The sequence below is a fragment of the Pseudomonas sp. PA27(2017) genome (assembly GCF_001945445.1).
Taxonomy (GTDB): Bacteria; Pseudomonadota; Gammaproteobacteria; order Pseudomonadales; family Pseudomonadaceae; genus Aquipseudomonas.
In genome coordinates this window covers 53,977-70,921 of record NZ_MSXW01000021.1, presented here as the reverse complement: position 1 = coordinate 70,921, position 16,945 = coordinate 53,977, and the positions used below count along the sequence as shown (strand labels likewise).

The window sequence follows — 16,945 nt, the reverse complement described above, 5'->3', positions numbered from 1 at the left end:
CGAATGCCGCTTACTTGACGGCTGCATCCACCGCAGCCGCTTCGACAAGCCCATCGCGCATACGCTGCGCATCCGCCACGAAATGACGGCTTGCCTGCAGCAATGCCAGCATGGTCAGCAGCAGGGCTACCGGCACCAGGTAAAGGGCATCGTGCAGGCCGACGGCCTTGAAGGTTTCGCTCATCTCATCGGCACCGGCCGCCAGCATGGCCGCCGAAGCAAAGTGGTCGGATAGCAGCCCTACGGCAATGGGCCCCAGACCGCCGCCCAGCAAGTAAAGACCGGCGAAATACAGGGCCATGGCGGTCGCTCGCAAGCGCGGTTCGATCACGTCCTGAATCGCGGTATAGACGCAAGTGTAGAAGTTGTAGGCAAACAGCCAGCCGAGACCGAACAGTGCCACGAACAGGCCGATCTCGATACGCCCCGCATACAGTGCATAACCGGTGCACAGGGTGGCGACGAGCATGCTGACGGCGGCGAAGAGCAAGCGCCCGTTGCGATATTTCTGGTGAATCCGATCCGCGATCCAGCCACCCAGCGTCAGGCCCACCAGGCCGGTAAGGCCGACGATCACCCCAGTCGCCACGGCAGCCTCCTGCAGCGGCAGGAGGAAATAGCGTTGCAGCATCGGCACCAAAAACGAATTGCAGGCGTAGGTGGCGAAGTTGAACGCCAGGCCAGCCAGCACCAGCCACCAGAACGTGGGAATGCGCAACACCTTGCGCAGCGGCTGACTGACCGGCGTGGCGGCCACCTGAATGTCTTCGGCGGCCCCGCGGCGCGGTTCCTTGATCAGAAAGATGAATATCGCGAGGATCAGCCCAGGTACCGCGGCGATGAAGAACGGCGCGCGCCAGCTGTCGAAGGCGGCGACCATCGCGCCGATGGTGAAGAACGCCAGCAACAACCCTAACGGCAAGCCGAGCATGAAGATACCCATGGCCCGCGCCCGCTTGTGGGCCGGAAACAGGTCTCCGATCAGCGAATTGGCGGCCGGTGCATAGCTGGCCTCGCCGATCCCGATGCCCATGCGGATCAGCAGAAAGCTCCAGTAGCTCCAGGCCAGGCCGTTCACCGCGGTCAGCGCACTCCAGGCGGCCAGCCCCCACCCCATGATCTTGCGGCGCGAGCCGGTATCGGCCATGCGCCCCAACGGCACGCCAGCGATGGCGTACACCAGCGTGAAGGCTGTGCCGATCATGCCCAACTGAAAGTCACTCAACCGCCACTCCATGCGGATGGGCTCGAGGATGATCGCGGGAATGGTGCGGTCGAAGAAGTTGAACAGGTTGGCGAGAAACAACAGGAACAGGATGCGCCACGCATTCGCGGCTTGTTTAGTCTGCGACATGACGGTGCTCTTTTATTGTTGTTGGACGCCAAGCCGCTGCCGCCGCTGGCATCTGCATCTTGGCCGTAAACAGGCGGCAAACCCACGATCATTCGTGATGGTTATAGGAGGCGATGACGATGGCGCCCCGGCAAGAGGGGAAACCAAGTAGATCGAAACGGAATTCGAGCTGTCTGAACCCCGTCTGGACGCCGAAGGCTATGCATTCAACACCTGGCGCTCCATTCGTGATCGACGCGCCAGACACAAGGCATAAGGAGAACGGGGATGCCCCGCACCGACAAGGAACATTTCATCGGGCTCGAGTGGCTGCGCTTCATACTCGGCCTTTACATCGTGGTCTTCCACACCCTGCACAATTACCCCGAGCAGAAGCTGCCGATCATCAAGCAGCTCAGCAGCGTGGGCTTCTTCGCCACCAGCACCTTCTTCGTGCTTTCCGGTTTTCTGCTCGCTCACGTCTACTGCCAGCGCGGGCAACTGCGCGAGCCGGCGGTGAGTTTCTGGAGCAAGCGCTTCGCCAACCTCTACCCGCTGCACATCTTTTCACTGCTGCTGACCATTTCGGTGATCTTCGTGATCAGCAGCCTGGGCATTCCGCCGGACGACACCAAGGCCAGCATCCGCTTCGTGGTGTACGACACCAACGAAGACATGACCGATATTTCGCGCACCACCCTCGAACACTTCATGAGCAACGGCGAGCTGGCCCTCAACAGCCTGCTGCAACTGACCATGCTGCAAGCCTGGAACCCCTTCTACCTGACGTTCAACGCACCCCTGTGGTCGATCTCCACCCTGTTCTTCTTCTACCTCACCTTTCCCTTCGTGGCGCCGCGCCTGGCGCGCCTGAAGCACAAGGTGCTGTGGCTCGGTGTGCTGATGCTGATCTACCTGATTCCACCCGCACTGGTGATTCTCAACGGTGACTACGGCATGCCGTTCACCGGCATCCTGCACCGCAATCCGCTGGTGCGCCTGCCCGAGTTTCTCGCCGGCATTCTCACCTACGGCCTGTTCCGCGACATGCAGGATGCCGGCCGCACACCGGGCGCTGGCGGCATCGGGCTGATGATTGCCGCGGTGCCGGCGAGTTTTTTTGCTGCCGCCTGGCTGATCGAAGGCCCGCAGTTCTGGTACTACCTGCTGCACAACGGCCTGTTGCTGCCGGTACAGATCATGCTGATCTATCTCAGCGCCCTGGCCCCCTCGCCGGATAACCAGCGGCTTTGGCGCTGGTCGCAGCGCCTGGGCGCCGCTTCATTGCCGCTGTTCGTGCTGCACGTTCCGGCCTTCACCCTGTTCTCACGCTCGGAAAAGCTGCTGAGCGTGGCGTCCAGCGAGTGCTTCGCCAACTGGGCCGAATGCGCGGTGCGCGCTGGCGAGCAGGACCTTTCGATCGTCTTCTACCCCTTGTTCCTGCTGCTGACGGTGATCCTGTGTGTGTGGGCCCAAGAGAACGCCGTGGTGCCGACCCGCAAACGGCTGCTCAAGTGGCTGCCCGTGCGGCGTAGCACAAGCTGAGGAAAACGGAAGGAAATTCCCAGGAATCATCTGCAACGGCGACGGTCGGAAGGAGATGTTCGGCCGACCGTGCCGCTGTTTCTTACTGTTTTCTGGAGGGATCCGTGATCCTCAAAACCGTCAAGGCATCTGTCCGCCACAGCATGCTTCCAGCTGCGCTGTGCCTGGCCTGCACCACCTCGCTGTTCAGTGCTCAGGTGCTGGCTTTCTCTCTCGATGATGTGGCTTCACAAGCCAAGGGCCTGCTGGACAAACCTTACGCCGCACCCGCCAGCAACCTGCCCAGCGAACTGCGCAGCCTGCCGTTCAAGGACTACCAGCAGATCAAGGCGCGTGAAGACAAGTACGAATGGGCCGACAGCAAGACGCCCTTCAAGCTGAGCTTCTACCACCAGGGCATGCACTTCGAGACCCCGGTGAAGATCAACGAAGTGACCAGCACCAGCGTCAACGAGATCAAGTACGATCCCGAGCGCTTCGACTTCGGCGACGTCAAGGTCGACAAGGACGCCACCAAGGATCTGGGCTACGCAGGCTTTCGTGTCATGTATCCGATCAATGAGAAGGACAAGCTCGACGAAATCATGAGCGTGCTCGGCGCCAGCTACTTCCGTGTGGTCGGCAAGGATCAGGTCTATGGCACTTCGTCCCGTGGCCTTGCCATCGATACCGCACTGCCCAGCGGCGAGGAATTTCCCTATTTTCGCGAGTTCTGGATCGAGCGCCCGAAAGCCGGCGACAAGCATCTGGTGATATTCGCCCTGCTCGACTCGCCGCGCGCTACCGGCGCCTACCGCTTCATCCTGCGCCCCGGCAAGGATTCGGTGGTCGACGTGAAATCCAAGGTATTCCTGCGCGAGAACGTCACCAAGCTGGGCGTCGCCCCGCTGACCAGCATGTTCCTGTACGGCAGCAACCAGCGCTCCGCCAAGGCCAACTACCGCCCTGCGCTGCACGACGCCAATGGCCTGGCGATCCACACCGGCAGCGACGAGCACATCTGGCGCCCGCTGAACAACCCACAGAACCTGGCGGTGAGCACCTTCGAAGTGCAGAACCCGAAAGGTTTCGGCCTGCTGCAACGCGGCCGTGACTTCGCCCAGTACGAAGACCTGGACGATCACTACGAACAACGCCCCAGCGTGTGGATCGAACCCAAGGGCGAATGGGGCAAGGGCAAGGTCGAGCTGGTGGAAATCCCCACCCCGGACGAAACCAACGACAACATCGTCGCCTTCTGGACACCCGACGAGCAGCCCAAGCCGGGCGAGCCGATGGCGTTCGACTATCGCATGCACTGGACCAAGGACGAGCGCGCCCAGCTGGGCCAGGACATCGCCTGGGTCAAGCAGACCATGCGCAGCGCCGGTGAAGTAAAGCAGCCCAACCTGACCCGCAAGCTCGACGGCAGCCTTGCTTTGCTGGTGGATTTCGAAGGCCCTTCCCTCGAAGCGCTCAAGCCCGACGCCGCCGTGACGAGCAACTTCAGCATCAACGACAACGCCGAGGTGCTGGACAACCAGTTGCAGTACAACAAGGCCACCAAAGGCTGGCGCATGACGGTGCGCTTCAAGGTCAAGGATCCCAAGCAAGCGGTGGAAATGCGCGCGGCCCTGGTCGAGGGTGACAAGACCCTTAGCGAGACCTGGAGCTATCAACTCCCGCCCAATACGGTTGCCCCCCAATGAAAACCACCGAGCAGTCCGCCCTGGACGAGTACCTGGACAGCCTGCCTCTGAGTGCCACCGAGCGCGAAGCGCTGGCTGATTGTCGCGACTTCACCGAACTGCACGCCCGCCTCGGCGGTGTGCCGGCGGCAGAGGCCGAAGAGGCCGTGCACAAATCTGCCGCCCGGCGTATCGAACTCGGCGCGGGCGAGCCCCTGGAAGCCAATGGCCTGCTCTCGCTCGACGCTGCCGGGCGGCCGATTCTGAGGGCTGCCCCGCCGCTCAACCGCACCAAGATGACCCCCGAGCCGTGGCGCACCAACCTGCTGACCCGCGGCTTTCGCTCACTGTTCGGCAAGAGCAATCCGCCACGCCCGCCCAAGCGTGAACTGGAACCGGCGCGCTGGCGCCGCGTCGGTTCGCTGCGTCGCTATGTGCTGCTGTTGCTGATGCTCGGCCAGACCGCCGTTGCCACCTGGTACATGAACAGCATCCTGCCCTACCAGGGCTGGGCGCTGATCAACCTGCAGGAAGTGATGGAGCAAGGCTGGCAGGAAAGCTTCTTCCAGGTGCTACCCTACCTCGTTCAGGGCAGCATCCTGGCGCTGTTCTCACTGCTGTTCTGCTGGGTATCGGCCGGTTTCTGGACGGCCCTGATGGGCTTCTGGGAACTGCTGCGTGGCTACGACCGCTATGGCATTTCCGGCAGCAGCGCGGGCGACGAGCCGATCGACCCGAAAGCCCGCACCGCGATCATCATGCCGATCTGCAACGAGGACGTGCCCCGGGTGTTCGCCGGCCTGCGCGCCACCTATGAGTCGGTGAAGGCTTCCGGCGAGCTCGACCAGTTCGACTTCTTCGTGCTCAGCGACACCGGCGATGCCGATATCGCCGTAGCCGAGCAGCGCGCCTGGCTGGAGCTGTGCCAGGAGACCGAAGGCTTCGGCAATATCTTCTACCGCCGCCGCCGTCGCCGCGTGAAGCGCAAGAGCGGCAACATCGACGACTTCTGCCGCCGCTGGGGTGGCGATTACCGCTACATGGTGGTGCTTGACGCCGACAGCGTGATGAGCGGCGAATGCCTGACCAAACTGGTGCGGCTGATGGAAGCCAACCCACAGGCCGGCATCATCCAGACCTCCCCCAAAGCGGCAGGCATGAATACCCTGTACGCGCGCCTGCAGCAGTTCGCCACCCGCGCCTACGGCCCACTGTTCACCGCCGGCCTGCACTACTGGCAGCTGGGTGAGTCCCATTACTGGGGACACAACGCGATCATCCGCATGCAGCCGTTCATCGAGCATTGCGCCCTCGCGCCGCTGCCTGGCAAGGGTTCGTTCGCCGGCGCGATCATGTCCCACGACTTCGTCGAGGCATCGCTGATGCGCCGCGCCGGCTGGGGTGTATGGATCGCCTACGATCTGCCGGGCAGCTATGAAGAACTGCCGCCAAACCTGATCGACGAGTTGCAGCGCGACCGTCGCTGGTGCCACGGCAACCTGATGAACTTCCGCCTGTTCCTGGTCAAGGGCATGCACCCGGTACACCGCGCGGTGTTCCTCACTGGCGTGATGTCCTACCTGTCGGCGCCGCTGTGGTTCATGTTCCTGCTGCTCTCCACCGCCCTGCTGGCGATCCACACGTTGATGGAGCCACAGTACTTCCTGGTGCCCGGCCAGCTGTTCCCGGTGTGGCCACGCTGGAATCCACAGCTGGCGGTGACGTTGTTTTCCACCACCCTGACCTTGCTGTTCCTACCCAAGCTACTTGCCGTGATCCTCATCTGGATCAAGGGCGCCAAGGCTTATGGCGGCGCCTTCAAGGCAACGTTGAGCATGCTCCTGGAAATGCTCTTCTCGGTGCTACTGGCACCGGTGCGCATGCTGTTCCACACCATGTTCGTCACCGCTGCGTTCCTGGGCTGGTCCGCCACCTGGAACTCGCCGCAGCGCGACAACGGCATCACCACCTGGGGTGACGCCACGCGCCGTCATGGTTGGCAGGCATTGCTGGGCATGGCCTGGATGGCCGGCGTGGCCTGGCTCGACCCGAACTTCCTGTGGTGGCTGTCGCCTATCGTGGTATCGCTGATGCTGTCGATCCCGGTGTCGGTGTTCTCCAGCCGCCTGAGCCTGGGCCTGGGCAGCAAGAAGGCCAAGCTGTTCCTGATTCCCGAGGAATCCAACCCGCCTCAGGAGCTGCTGTCCACCTACGCCTACACGCGGCACAACCGCGAGCACGCCATGGAAAACGGTTTCATCGAAGCGGTGCTGCGGCCCTTCCCCAATGCCCTGGCTTGCGCCATGGCCACCGCGCGTCACGGTCAGGCACCGCTGCTCGAACGGGCGCGTCAACGTGCACTGAACGAGGCGCTGGAGCTGGGCCCGAAAAAGCTCGATGGTAAGCGCAAGCTGGCGCTGTTGAGCGACCCGGTGCTGCTGGCGCGCCTGCACGCGCAACTGTGGCAACAGGCCGAGCAGCACCCGCTGTGGCGCCATGCCTACAACCAGAGTGCGCCGGCCCAGCCAAAACATGACAACCAGGCGCTCAAGCTGGCGCCGGTTGCCAGCGCCTCACCCCTGGTCAACTGACCGCCACGCGGTCATCCAGCCCAGGCTGGCACCGGTATCGCCCTCTTCGGGGCGGTACTCGGCGCCCAGCCAGCCGCGGTAGGCGGCGCTCTCCAGTGCATTGCGCACAGCCGTGAAATCGATGCTTCCCGTGCCGGGCGCACCACGCCCCGGACAATCGGCGAATTGCACGTGGCCGATCCGCCCGGCCAGCATTTCCACCGCCACCACCGGATCGATCCCCTGCCGCGCCATGTGATAGATATCCAGCTGCGCCCGGAAATTGTCGTGGTCGACGGCAGCCAGCAGCGCCTGCAAGTGCTGCGGCGTATTGACCAGAAAGCCCGGCATGTCGAGGGGATTGATCGCCTCGCTGACCACGCCAATGCCCAGTAACCCAAAAGCCTCCGCGGCCTTGCGCGCATTGCCGACAAGAGTGTCCAGCGCCTGCTCGCGATCGAGCCCCTCCGCCAGGCGCCCGGGCAACACATTGACGAACTGCGGGCGCGCCATGGCCGCGTAGGTCAATGCAGCCTCGAGCGCCTCATCGAATGCTGACTGGCGCGCCGGTACCGCCGCCAGCCCAGGCCCGCCGGCAAGAAAGTCGCCGCCTGGGAAATTCATCAACACCAGCGGCAGCCCTGCCCGCTCCAATTCGTCCTTCAGGCGCAACGCCGGCACTTCGTAGGGAAACTGGATTTCCACGCCATCGAAACCCGCCGCAGCGGCTGCCACGATGCGCTCGAGCAGAGGCCGCTCGGTGAACAGCATCGTCAGATTGGCGGATAGCTTCATGCACGACTCCTTGGCTGGCCATTCTTGGAAACGGCACTAAAGATGATGACGGATCTAGAGACCGTCCTTTGCAAGATGATCAAGATCGACCGGATCGCCACTGTGGGCATCCAGGCGATGCCGGATATCCTCGAACATCTGGTCGAACGCCTCGTATTCATGGCTGATCAGCACCACGCTGGTGGGCAGGCCATGCTTGTGAGCCAGGCGGCTGACCACACTGGCGAAGTTGAAGGCGGTATCGCGGTGCAGCTCGAAGGCCTCCTCGAATGCCGCACCGTCGATCTCGCCCCTCATGGACATCTGCAGCATCGGCCCCTCGGCCGCATCCTGACGGATGTCGTAATGCAGGTCGATGGCGTAGACCGGAACGTCACCAGTCGCCACGCTGTTACTGCGATGAAAATGGCCAGGCTCGAACATGTGCTGTCTCCCGTGCTGAAGGATCGACCGAAACCACGATAGGCATCGGGCTCCTCAACATAGACCCTAGCGGCACATGATGATGCCATCGCGAAAGCGCACCACAAAAGCGCACATAAAGCACCAATAGTGAGCATATTCGACACGAGACGAGCGCTGCAAATACCTATGGCAGAGGGCTTGATACGCTCGTTTGAACTCAGTGCTTCTTTTCGGCGCGTTCCTGCACCAGTACCCAAGGCGCGACGACCACGGCCCACAATGACGGATCGCGGGCGAGCAGATCTTGCGCACGGCTATCGTTCAGTACCGCGATACGCCCGGCATCCAGCCATGCAGCGACCTCATCCTTGCGATTTTCGGCGACCGCCTCGGCTACCTCGATAAGGTCCTGGTCGCTATCGACCCAGAGCAGCGAGCCGCGGGCGAAGAACGGCTGCAGTTCCTGCCAGGTAATGGGGGCGGTTTCGCCGAGCAATTTGGCATAGAGGGTGCTTGGTTGTTCGTTCATGGCAGTTCCGTATTTCGATGGCCGTTTTTTGACGGCCGCCATGATAACGACGGACGGCTGACAGACAAGGGACTGTCAACCGCCCGGCGGTCAGGAACTAGCCGTTTTTCTATACATTTCTTGCAATTACGCGACATTCTTACCGTTCTCTTTCGACTGCCGACTTTCCAAGGCGCAAATCTGCGCTCTACACTGTATCGGTACAGTTGCCGGGGATATGGCCGGAAGTCGACTCCGGTTCTGCAGCTTTGGCTACCAGAACTACAACAAAACACAACGAGTGGAGCACTATGAACAACGCTACTAAGCAGATTTCCAAGCTGTTCGCCGCTATGGCCCTGGCTGGCTGCGCCAGCTACTCGGTCGCCGCCGACACCATCAAGATCGCCATGGCTGGCCCGGTGACCGGTGCCGTCGCTCAGTACGGTGAAATGCAGTTCGTCGGTGCCAAGATGGCCATCGAGCAGATCAACAAGGCCGGTGGCGTGAACGGTGCTCAGCTCGAAGGCGTGGTCTATGACGACGCATGCGATCCCAAGCAAGCCGTGGCCGTAGCCAACAAGATCGTCAACGATGGCGCCAAGTTCGTCGTTGGTCACCTGTGCTCCAGCTCCACTCAGCCGGCTTCGGACATCTACGAAGACGAAGGCATCCTGATGATCACCCCGGCTGCCACCAGCCCGGAAATCACCGCCCGTGGCTACGAGCTGATCTTCCGCACCATCGGTCTGGACAGCCTGCAGGGCCCGACCGCGGGTAACTTCATCGCTGACCACATCAAGCCGAAGAACGTCGCCGTCATCCACGACAAGCAGCAGTACGGTGAAGGCATCGCCAGCGCCGTCAAGCAGACCCTGGAATCCAAAGGCGTCAAAGTTGGCGTGTTCGAAGGCATCAACGCCGGCGACAAGGACTTCTCCTCGCTGATCGCCAAGCTCAAGCAGCAGGGCATCGACTTCGTCTACTATGGTGGCTACCACCCGGAACTGGGTCTGCTGCTGCGCCAGTCCAAGGAAAAAGGCCTCGACGTTCGCTTCATGGGCCCCGAAGGCGTAGGCAACAAGGAAATCTCGGCCATCGCCGGCCCGGCTTCCGAAGGCCTGCTGGTCACCCTGCCGCAATCCTTCGACCAGGATCCGAAGAACAAGGCGCTGGTCGAGGCCTTCAAGGCCAAGAACGAAGACCCGAGCGGTCCGTTCGTGTTCCCGGCCTACGCTGCCGTTCAGGTCATCGCCGGCGGCATCGAGAAAGCCGGTAGCACCGACACCGCCGAAGTAGCCGCAGCCCTGCGCGCCAACACCTTCGAAACCCCGACCGGCACCCTCGGTTTCGATGAGAAAGGCGACCTGAAGAACTTCAACTTCGTGGTTTACGAATGGCACCAGGACGGCACCAAGTCCGAAGCCAAGTAACTCCCCCGCCTGAGCCTAAAGCCCACTGCTCGTGCAGTGGGCTTTGTTTATTAGAAAGAATTCCGGTTTCGCGCTGCGCCACAAGCGCTGCCGTGCGCGCAAACCCAGGAGTTAGGCAATGCCTGATCTTTATCACTACCTGCAACAGCTACTCAACGGCCTGACCGTCGGCAGTACCTATGCCCTCATCGCCATTGGCTACACCATGGTGTACGGCATCATCGGCATGATCAACTTCGCCCACGGCGAGGTTTACATGATCGGATCCTACGTCGCCTTCATCGCCATCACCCTACTGGCGATGATGGGCCTCGACAGCCTGCCACTGATCATGATCTGCGCCTTCGCAGCGAGCATCATCGTCACCAGTGCTTTCGGTTACAGCATCGAACGGGTCGCCTACCGGCCGCTACGCGGCGGCAACCGGCTGATCCCGCTGATTTCGGCGATCGGCATGTCGATCTTCCTGCAGAACGCCGTGATGCTGTCCCAGGACTCCAAGGACAAGGCCATCACCAACCCGCTGCCCGGCAACTTCGTGTTCGGTGAGAGCGCCATGAATGGCGTGGTGATCTCCTACATGCAGGTGCTGATCTTCGTGGTCACCTTCCTGACCATGATCGGCCTGACCCTGTTCATCTCCCGCTCCCGCCTGGGCCGCGCCTGCCGCGCCTGCGCCGAGGACCTGAAGATGGCCAACCTGCTGGGCATCAACACCAACAACATCATCGCCCTGACCTTCGTCATCGGCGCCGCCCTGGCGGCCGTCGCGGCGGTGCTGCTGGGCATGCAATACGGGGTGATCAACCCGCACCTGGGCTTCCTGGCCGGCATCAAGGCGTTCACCGCCGCGGTACTCGGCGGCATCGGCAGCATTCCGGGTGCCGTGCTCGGCGGCCTGGTACTCGGCGTGGCCGAAGCCTTCGGCGCCGACATCTTCGGCGACCAGTACAAGGACGTCGTGGCCTTCAGCCTGCTGGTCCTGGTGCTGCTGTTCCGCCCGACCGGCATCCTTGGCCGTCCGGAGGTTGAAAAAGTATGAGCAAGAACCTCAAGACCGCCCTGTTCAGCAGCATTCTGCTGCTGCTGATCTCCTACCCGATCCTCGGCCTCAAGCTCAGCGTCGTCGGCATCAGCCTGCAGGTCAGCGGCGCCAGCGCCCAGACCCTGTGGACCATCGGCATCGCCGCTGCACTGCTGTTCGTCTGGCACCTGGTGCTGCGTGACCGCCTGCTCGGCGGTGAAAAGCTCAAGGGCGCGCTGCCGAGCATTCCGTCGAACCTCAAGGACACCCTGACCCTACCCAGCGTGCAGCGCTGGATCATGCTCGCGCTGTTCGTGGTGGCCCTGGCCTGGCCGTTCTTCGGCTCCCGCGCCGCGGTGGACATCGCCACGCTGATCCTCATCTACGTGATGCTGGGCATCGGCCTGAACATCGTGGTCGGCCTCGCCGGCCTGCTCGACCTGGGTTACGTCGGCTTCTACGCCGTGGGCGCCTATACCTACGCGCTGCTCGCCGAGTACGCCGGGTTCGGCTTCTGGACGGCATTGCCGATAGCGGGCCTGATGGCCGCCACCTTCGGTTGCCTGCTGGGTTTCCCGGTACTCAGGCTACGCGGCGACTACCTGGCCATCGTCACCCTGGGGTTCGGCGAGATCATCCGCATCATGCTGCGCAACCTCACCGACATCACCGGCGGCCCGAACGGCATCAGCTCGATTCCCAAGCCAGAACTGTTCGGCCTGTCCCTCGATCGCCGCGCGCCGGATGGCGGCCAGACGCTGCACGATTTCCTCGGCATCGCCTACAACTCCACCTACAAGGTGATCTTCCTCTACCTGATCGCCCTGCTGCTGGTGCTGGCCGCCATCTTCGTGATCAACCGCCTGATGCGCATGCCGATCGGCCGCGCCTGGGAAGCGCTGCGTGAAGACGAAATCGCCTGCCGCGCCCTGGGCCTGAACCCAACCACGGTCAAGCTCTCGGCCTTCACCATCGGTGCCAGCTTCGCCGGTTTCGCCGGCAGCTTCTTCGCCGCCCGCCAGGGCCTGGTGACGCCGGAATCGTTCACCTTCATCGAGTCGGCGATGATCCTCGCCATCGTCGTGCTCGGTGGCATGGGCTCGCAGCTCGGCATCATATTCGCCGCCATCGTGATGACCCTGCTGCAGGAGATGCGCGACTTCAACGAGTACCGCATGCTGATATTCGGTCTGACCATGATCGTGATGATGATCTGGCGTCCGCAGGGCCTCATGCCCATGCAGCGCCCACACCTGGAGTTGAAACAACGATGAGCCGCCCGATTCTAGAAGTGAGCGGCCTGTCCATGCGTTTTGGCGGCCTGCTGGCCGTCAACGGGGTCAGCCTCTCGGTCAATGAAAAACAGGTAGTGTCGATGATCGGCCCGAACGGCGCCGGCAAGACCACCGTGTTCAACTGCCTGACCGGTTTCTACAAGCCGACCTCGGGCAGCATCCGCCTGGGTGGCGAGCAGATCGAAGGCCTGCCGGGCCACAAGATCGCCCGCAAAGGTGTGGTGCGCACGTTCCAGAACGTTCGCCTGTTCAAGGAAATGACTGCGGTGGAAAACCTGCTGGTTGCCCAGCACCGCCACATCAACACCAACTTCCTCTCCGGGCTGTTCAAGACCCCGGCGTTTCGCCGCAGCGAACGCGAGGCCATGGATTACGCCGCGCACTGGCTGGAGCAGGTCAACCTGACCGAATTCGCCAACCGCCCGGCCGGCACTCTGGCCTACGGCCAGCAGCGCCGCCTGGAAATCGCCCGGTGCATGATGACTCGGCCGAGCATTCTGATGCTCGACGAGCCGGCCGCCGGCCTCAACCCGCGGGAAACCGACGACCTGAAAGCGCTGATCGGCGTGCTGCGTGACGAGCACGACGTGACCGTGCTGCTGATCGAGCACGACATGAAGCTGGTCATGAGCATTTCCGACCACATCTTCGTGATCAACCAGGGCACGCCTCTGGCCGACGGCACGCCACAACAGATCCGCGACAATCCGGACGTGATCAAAGCCTACCTGGGGGAAGCGTAATGCTGTATTTCGACAACGTTTCCACCTTCTACGGCAAGATCCAGGCGCTGCACGGTGTCAGCGTGGAAGTGCGCCAGGGCGAGATCGTCACCCTGATCGGTGCCAACGGCGCCGGCAAATCCACCCTGCTGATGACCCTGTGCGGCACGCCACAGGCCACCAGCGGCAGCATCCGTTACCAGGGTGAAGAGCTGGTCGGCATGGAAACCCCGCAGATCATGCGCAAGAGCATCGCCGTGGTGCCGGAAGGCCGCCGCGTGTTCGCCCGCCTGACCGTCGAGGAAAACCTCGCCATGGGCGGCTTCTTCGGCAACAAGGCGGACAATCAGGAGCAACTGGACAAGGTGCTGCACTTGTTCCCGCGCCTGAAGGAACGCCTGGTGCAGCGCGCCGGCACCATGTCCGGCGGCGAGCAGCAGATGCTCGCCATCGGCCGTGCGCTGATGAGCAAACCCAAGCTGCTGCTGCTCGACGAGCCCTCGCTGGGCCTGGCGCCGATCATCATCCAGCAGATCTTCGACATCATCGAGCAACTGCGCAAGGACGGAGTGACGGTGTTTCTGGTCGAGCAGAACGCCAACCAGGCGCTCAAGCTCGCCGACCGTGGCTACGTGCTGGAGAACGGGCGGATCGTCATGCAGGGCAGTGGGCACGATCTGCTGAATGATCCGAAGGTGCGTGACGCCTACCTGGGCGGCTAGAAAACTACCTACGTTGCCATCGCTGCGTTGAAAGCAGGCTAAAAATGCTCATGTACAGCTCGTACACTCCGCTTTTTAGCCTGCTTTCGCGGGGCCGCCATCGGTATTGCGCTGACTGCCTCGCCTACGTTTTCGTACATCTGTGCGAGCAGAGGACATTTATCCTGAACGTTGCCCGGCGCGCTCCAGTCCCAATACTGAACGGACTAAACAGGAGTCGCACCATGCTGAAGTTTCTGGGCAGCACCATCGGCATCATCTTCCTGATCGGCCTGCTGGTCGTGATCGGTATCTTCTCACTGATCTTCTGATCACCGTCATCTGCAAGCCGGGCGCCCTGCCCGGCTTTTTTCATGCAGCGCGCATGAGCCTGCGCGCAACGGTACAATGGGCATCACTTCGCTGACGATGCTCTGCCATGACCGCTCCCCTTCGCCTCTCCAAACGCCTGATCGAACTCACCGGCTGCTCGCGCCGCGAGGCTGAACTGTACATCGAGGGCGGCTGGGTCACGGTTGACGGTGTGGTCGTTGACGAACCGCAGCGCAAGGTCACCGACGAAACCGTCGCCCTGCTGCCAGATGCCGTTGCCGAGCCACTGCTGCCGGTTACCCTGCTGCTGCACATTCCCAGCGGACGCTTTCCCGAACGCGCCGCCGAGGAGATCGGCCCGGACAGCCGCTGGCCGGATGATCGCGCCGAGCAACGTACCCTCAAAGGACACTTTGACCGCCTGACGCCCTGCATCCCCCTGCAGGCGGGCGCCGACGGCCTGCACGTGCTTACACAGGACTGGCGCACCGAGCGCAAGCTGCGCGAGGACCTGGCCAAGCTCGAGCAGGAGTACGTGGTAGAGGTCAGCGGCGAGCTGTCGGAACGCGACCTCAAGCGCCTCAACCATGGCCTGGTGTTCAACGGCACTCCCCTGGCGCCCTGCAAGGTCAGCTGGCAAAACGAAACCCGCCTGCGCTTCGCCCTCAAGAACCCGCTGCCCGGCCAATTGGTGTTCATGTGCAACAGCGTCGGCCTCAAGGTGCTGGGCCTCAAGCGCATCCGCATCGGCGGCGTGCCCATGGGCAAGGTTCCAGCAGGTCAATGGCGCTACCTGGGCGCCAAGGAACGTTTCTGAGCCACGCCCCTCCCTTTCACAGGGTTGCGCCAGGCTGGCGCGCCCGTCATCAGGAATACCCATGATCAACAACGATGTATTGCGCAGCCTGCGCTACATGCTCGACATCAGCGACGAACAACTGGCCGAGATCGTCGAGCTCGGCGGCTACGCGGTGAGCGAGGAGCAGATCGCCGCCGTGCTGAAAAAGGACGACGAGCAAGGCTTCCAGCCATGCAGCGATGAACTGCTGGCCCATGCTCTCGATGGCCTGGTGTACTTCAAGCGCGGCAAGGACGATAGCCGCGCGGCGCCCGCCCTGGAGTTGCCGGTGAGCAACAATCAGGTGCTGAAGAAACTGCGCGTGGCCTTCGAGCTGAAGGAAGACGACATCCACGCCATCATGCGCAGCGTCGATTTCGTGGTGTCGAAGCCGGAAATGAGCGCGCTGTTCCGCAAGGCCGGCACCAGCAACTACCGCCCCTGCGGCGATCAGTTCCTGCGCAACTTCCTCAAGGGCCTGACCCAGCGCCTGCGCGGCTGAGCAGCATGAACCATCAGGTTTCGCCCATTGGCTACGTGCGCTCCTGTTTCAAGGAGAAGTTCGCCATCCCCCGCCAGCCACAACTGGCGCCCGCTGCCCGTGGCGTGCTGGAGCTGTGCCCGCCATTCGACAGCGGCGACGCCGTTCAGGGCCTGGAGCAGGTCAGCCATGTGTGGCTGCTGTTCCTGTTTCACCAGGCGCTGGAAGACAAGCCACGCCTGAAAGTGCGCCCGCCGCGCCTCGGCGGCAATCGCGCCATCGGCGTGTTCGCCACCCGGGCGACCCACCGCCCCAACGGCATCGGCCAATCGGTGGTGAAGGTGGACAAGGTCGACAAGGATCGTCTGTGGCTGTCAGGCATCGACCTGCTCGATGGCACCCCGGTGCTCGACATCAAACCCTACGTGCCTTACGCCGACGGTGTGCCTGGCGCCTATAACCAGATCGCCACCGATGCCCCGCCGCAGATTGCCGTGCACTGGCAGGACGACGCCCTGGCCAGCGCCCGACACCACGCCCAGCGCCTGGGCGAGCCGCTGGTGGAATTGATCGAACAGTGCCTGGCCCAGGACCCGCGCCCGGCTTATCAGCAGCCTGCGCCGGAACGCCGCTACGGGGTACGTTTGTGGGACGTGGATGTGCACTGGCATTACCCGCAGCCGGGCTGTATTCGCGTGCTGGATGTGCAGGCGGAGTAGCTCACCGAGCCTCTCGCACCTGAAATATCCGCACGACCGCCCCGGGTATCGCTTCGCTCAACCACGGGCTACCCCCGTGGCCTGGCGTTGAGCGAAGCGATACCCAGGAAAATCCTGCAGACAACCGCGGCAACGGCCAGCGCTTCTTTTTAGCAGACGAAAAAAATCCGCAGCCATCGCTGGCTGCGGACTCTCGTTCGTCAGTCGATCAGGCGCCGGCTTTCTGCACGGCATCCTTGATCAGGGTCTGCAACTCACCCTTTTCGTACATTTCCAGCAGAATGTCGCTGCCGCCGACCAGCTCACCGGCTACCCACAGTTGCGGGAAAGTCGGCCAGTTGGCGTACTTGGGCAGGTTGGCGCGGATTTCCGGGTTCTGCAGGATGTCGACGTAGGCGAACTTCTCGCCGCAGCCCATCAGCGCCTGGGAGGCGCGAGCGGAGAAACCGCACTGCGGCGCATTCGGCGAGCCTTTCATGTACAGCAGAACGGTGTTGTTGGCGATCTGCTCTTTGATGGTTTCGATGATATCCATTAGGCACCTCAGAACTGGACTATCCGACTCGTGAGTCGATA

At 62.5% G+C, this 16,945-nt stretch carries 17 protein-coding genes; 12 read left to right on the top strand and 5 right to left on the bottom strand.

The window, feature by feature from the left end:
- Positions 1-10 precede the first annotated feature (10 nt).
- Complete coding sequence (locus BVH06_RS10950; RefSeq protein ID WP_075934100.1) at positions 11-1,354, bottom strand: MFS transporter; 1,344 nt, start codon at positions 1,352-1,354, stop codon at positions 11-13.
- A gap of 267 nt (positions 1,355-1,621) precedes the next feature.
- On the opposite strand from BVH06_RS10950, the gene BVH06_RS10945 reads away from it, so the two are divergent.
- The 3 genes from BVH06_RS10945 (at position 1,622) to mdoH (ending at position 7,136) form a co-directional block, all read left to right on the top strand.
- Positions 1,622-2,878, top strand: a complete 1,257-nt coding sequence (locus BVH06_RS10945) for an acyltransferase (protein ID WP_075934099.1) — start codon at positions 1,622-1,624, stop codon at positions 2,876-2,878.
- Between the two features lie 143 nt (positions 2,879-3,021).
- The gene (locus BVH06_RS10940) at positions 3,022-4,566 is read left to right on the top strand and encodes a glucan biosynthesis protein G (RefSeq protein ID WP_075934110.1); all 1,545 of its coding nucleotides are present in this window, start codon (positions 3,022-3,024) and stop codon (positions 4,564-4,566) included.
- On the top strand, positions 4,563-7,136 hold the full coding sequence (gene mdoH / locus BVH06_RS10935; protein WP_075934098.1) for a glucans biosynthesis glucosyltransferase MdoH: 2,574 nt from the start codon (positions 4,563-4,565) through the stop codon (positions 7,134-7,136). Before BVH06_RS10940 ends, mdoH begins: the two co-directional genes overlap by 4 nt.
- On the opposite strand, the gene BVH06_RS10930 is transcribed toward mdoH, so the two are convergent.
- The 3 genes from BVH06_RS10930 to BVH06_RS10920 form a co-directional block, all read right to left on the bottom strand.
- Positions 7,119-7,910 (bottom strand): hydroxypyruvate isomerase family protein, encoded by a 792-nt coding sequence (locus tag BVH06_RS10930; protein WP_075934097.1) that lies wholly within the window; start codon positions 7,908-7,910, stop codon positions 7,119-7,121. The genes mdoH and BVH06_RS10930 overlap by 18 nt on opposite strands.
- A 54-nt stretch (positions 7,911-7,964) precedes the next feature.
- Complete coding sequence (locus BVH06_RS10925; RefSeq protein ID WP_075934096.1) at positions 7,965-8,333, bottom strand: DUF5064 family protein; 369 nt, start codon at positions 8,331-8,333, stop codon at positions 7,965-7,967.
- A 199-nt stretch (positions 8,334-8,532) separates the two neighbouring features.
- The gene (locus BVH06_RS10920; protein WP_075931187.1) at positions 8,533-8,844 is read right to left on the bottom strand and encodes a DUF2288 domain-containing protein; all 312 of its coding nucleotides are present in this window, start codon (positions 8,842-8,844) and stop codon (positions 8,533-8,535) included.
- Positions 8,845-9,134: 290 nt separating this feature from the next.
- Here BVH06_RS10920 and BVH06_RS10915 point away from each other — a divergent pair, with 290 nt between their 5' ends.
- The 9 genes from BVH06_RS10915 to tsaA all read left to right on the top strand — a co-directional run bounded on the left by BVH06_RS10915 (position 9,135) and on the right by tsaA (position 16,369).
- On the top strand, positions 9,135-10,256 hold the full coding sequence (locus BVH06_RS10915) for a branched-chain amino acid ABC transporter substrate-binding protein (protein ID WP_013792295.1): 1,122 nt from the start codon (positions 9,135-9,137) through the stop codon (positions 10,254-10,256).
- Between the two features lie 118 nt (positions 10,257-10,374).
- The gene (gene livH / locus BVH06_RS10910) at positions 10,375-11,298 is read left to right on the top strand and encodes a high-affinity branched-chain amino acid ABC transporter permease LivH (RefSeq protein WP_070883222.1); all 924 of its coding nucleotides are present in this window, start codon (positions 10,375-10,377) and stop codon (positions 11,296-11,298) included.
- The gene (locus BVH06_RS10905) at positions 11,295-12,554 is read left to right on the top strand and encodes a high-affinity branched-chain amino acid ABC transporter permease LivM (RefSeq protein ID WP_075931188.1); all 1,260 of its coding nucleotides are present in this window, start codon (positions 11,295-11,297) and stop codon (positions 12,552-12,554) included. Before livH ends, BVH06_RS10905 begins: the two co-directional genes overlap by 4 nt.
- Positions 12,551-13,318: a high-affinity branched-chain amino acid ABC transporter ATP-binding protein LivG gene (livG, locus tag BVH06_RS10900; protein ID WP_075931189.1), complete on the top strand. Its 768-nt coding sequence runs from the start codon at positions 12,551-12,553 to the stop codon at positions 13,316-13,318. Before BVH06_RS10905 ends, livG begins: the two co-directional genes overlap by 4 nt.
- Positions 13,318-14,019, top strand: coding sequence for an ABC transporter ATP-binding protein (locus tag BVH06_RS10895; protein ID WP_075931190.1), 702 nt, complete (start codon positions 13,318-13,320; stop codon positions 14,017-14,019). The genes livG and BVH06_RS10895 overlap by 1 nt, the downstream gene beginning before the upstream one ends.
- Positions 14,020-14,063: 44 nt before the next feature.
- The gene (locus BVH06_RS25725) at positions 14,064-14,330 is read left to right on the top strand and encodes a hypothetical protein (RefSeq protein ID WP_168172904.1); all 267 of its coding nucleotides are present in this window, start codon (positions 14,064-14,066) and stop codon (positions 14,328-14,330) included.
- 107 nt (positions 14,331-14,437) lie between these two features.
- Positions 14,438-15,148 carry an rRNA pseudouridine synthase gene (locus BVH06_RS10890; protein ID WP_075934095.1) on the top strand — a complete coding sequence of 237 codons (711 nt, stop codon included), beginning with the start codon at positions 14,438-14,440 and terminating at the stop codon, positions 15,146-15,148.
- A 61-nt stretch (positions 15,149-15,209) separates the two neighbouring features.
- Positions 15,210-15,671 (top strand): DUF1456 family protein, encoded by a 462-nt coding sequence (locus BVH06_RS10885; protein WP_075934094.1) that lies wholly within the window; start codon positions 15,210-15,212, stop codon positions 15,669-15,671.
- A gap of 5 nt (positions 15,672-15,676) precedes the next feature.
- On the top strand, positions 15,677-16,369 hold the full coding sequence (gene tsaA, locus BVH06_RS10880; RefSeq protein WP_075934093.1) for a tRNA (N6-threonylcarbamoyladenosine(37)-N6)-methyltransferase TrmO: 693 nt from the start codon (positions 15,677-15,679) through the stop codon (positions 16,367-16,369).
- Between the two features lie 208 nt (positions 16,370-16,577).
- On the opposite strand, the gene grxD is transcribed toward tsaA, so the two are convergent.
- Positions 16,578-16,904 (bottom strand): Grx4 family monothiol glutaredoxin, encoded by a 327-nt coding sequence (gene grxD, locus BVH06_RS10875; protein WP_070886621.1) that lies wholly within the window; start codon positions 16,902-16,904, stop codon positions 16,578-16,580.
- Positions 16,905-16,945: the final 41 nt, after the last annotated feature.

Excerpts from the sequence above, each read along its gene's own strand:
- BVH06_RS25725 (WP_168172904.1), top strand. The coding sequence starts at position 14,064 with ATGCTCATGTACAGCTCGTACACTCCGCTTTTTAGCCTGCTTTCGCGG.
- BVH06_RS10890 (WP_075934095.1), top strand. The coding sequence starts at position 14,438 with ATGACCGCTCCCCTTCGCCTCTCCAAACGCCTGATCGAACTCACCGGC.
- BVH06_RS10915 (WP_013792295.1), top strand. The coding sequence starts at position 9,135 with ATGAACAACGCTACTAAGCAGATTTCCAAGCTGTTCGCCGCTATGGCC.
- BVH06_RS10885 (WP_075934094.1), top strand. The coding sequence starts at position 15,210 with ATGATCAACAACGATGTATTGCGCAGCCTGCGCTACATGCTCGACATC.
- BVH06_RS10905 (WP_075931188.1), top strand. The coding sequence starts at position 11,295 with ATGAGCAAGAACCTCAAGACCGCCCTGTTCAGCAGCATTCTGCTGCTG.
- grxD (WP_070886621.1), bottom strand. The coding sequence starts at position 16,904 with ATGGATATCATCGAAACCATCAAAGAGCAGATCGCCAACAACACCGTT.
- BVH06_RS10925 (WP_075934096.1), bottom strand. The coding sequence starts at position 8,333 with ATGTTCGAGCCTGGCCATTTTCATCGCAGTAACAGCGTGGCGACTGGT.
- BVH06_RS10950 (WP_075934100.1), bottom strand. The coding sequence starts at position 1,354 with ATGTCGCAGACTAAACAAGCCGCGAATGCGTGGCGCATCCTGTTCCTG.
- livH (WP_070883222.1), top strand. The coding sequence starts at position 10,375 with ATGCCTGATCTTTATCACTACCTGCAACAGCTACTCAACGGCCTGACC.
- BVH06_RS10895 (WP_075931190.1), top strand. The coding sequence starts at position 13,318 with ATGCTGTATTTCGACAACGTTTCCACCTTCTACGGCAAGATCCAGGCG.
- tsaA (WP_075934093.1), top strand. The coding sequence starts at position 15,677 with ATGAACCATCAGGTTTCGCCCATTGGCTACGTGCGCTCCTGTTTCAAG.
- livG (WP_075931189.1), top strand. The coding sequence starts at position 12,551 with ATGAGCCGCCCGATTCTAGAAGTGAGCGGCCTGTCCATGCGTTTTGGC.
- BVH06_RS10945 (WP_075934099.1), top strand. The coding sequence starts at position 1,622 with ATGCCCCGCACCGACAAGGAACATTTCATCGGGCTCGAGTGGCTGCGC.
- BVH06_RS10930 (WP_075934097.1), bottom strand. The coding sequence starts at position 7,910 with ATGAAGCTATCCGCCAATCTGACGATGCTGTTCACCGAGCGGCCTCTG.
- BVH06_RS10920 (WP_075931187.1), bottom strand. The coding sequence starts at position 8,844 with ATGAACGAACAACCAAGCACCCTCTATGCCAAATTGCTCGGCGAAACC.
- mdoH (WP_075934098.1), top strand. The coding sequence starts at position 4,563 with ATGAAAACCACCGAGCAGTCCGCCCTGGACGAGTACCTGGACAGCCTG.
- BVH06_RS10940 (WP_075934110.1), top strand. The coding sequence starts at position 3,022 with ATGCTTCCAGCTGCGCTGTGCCTGGCCTGCACCACCTCGCTGTTCAGT.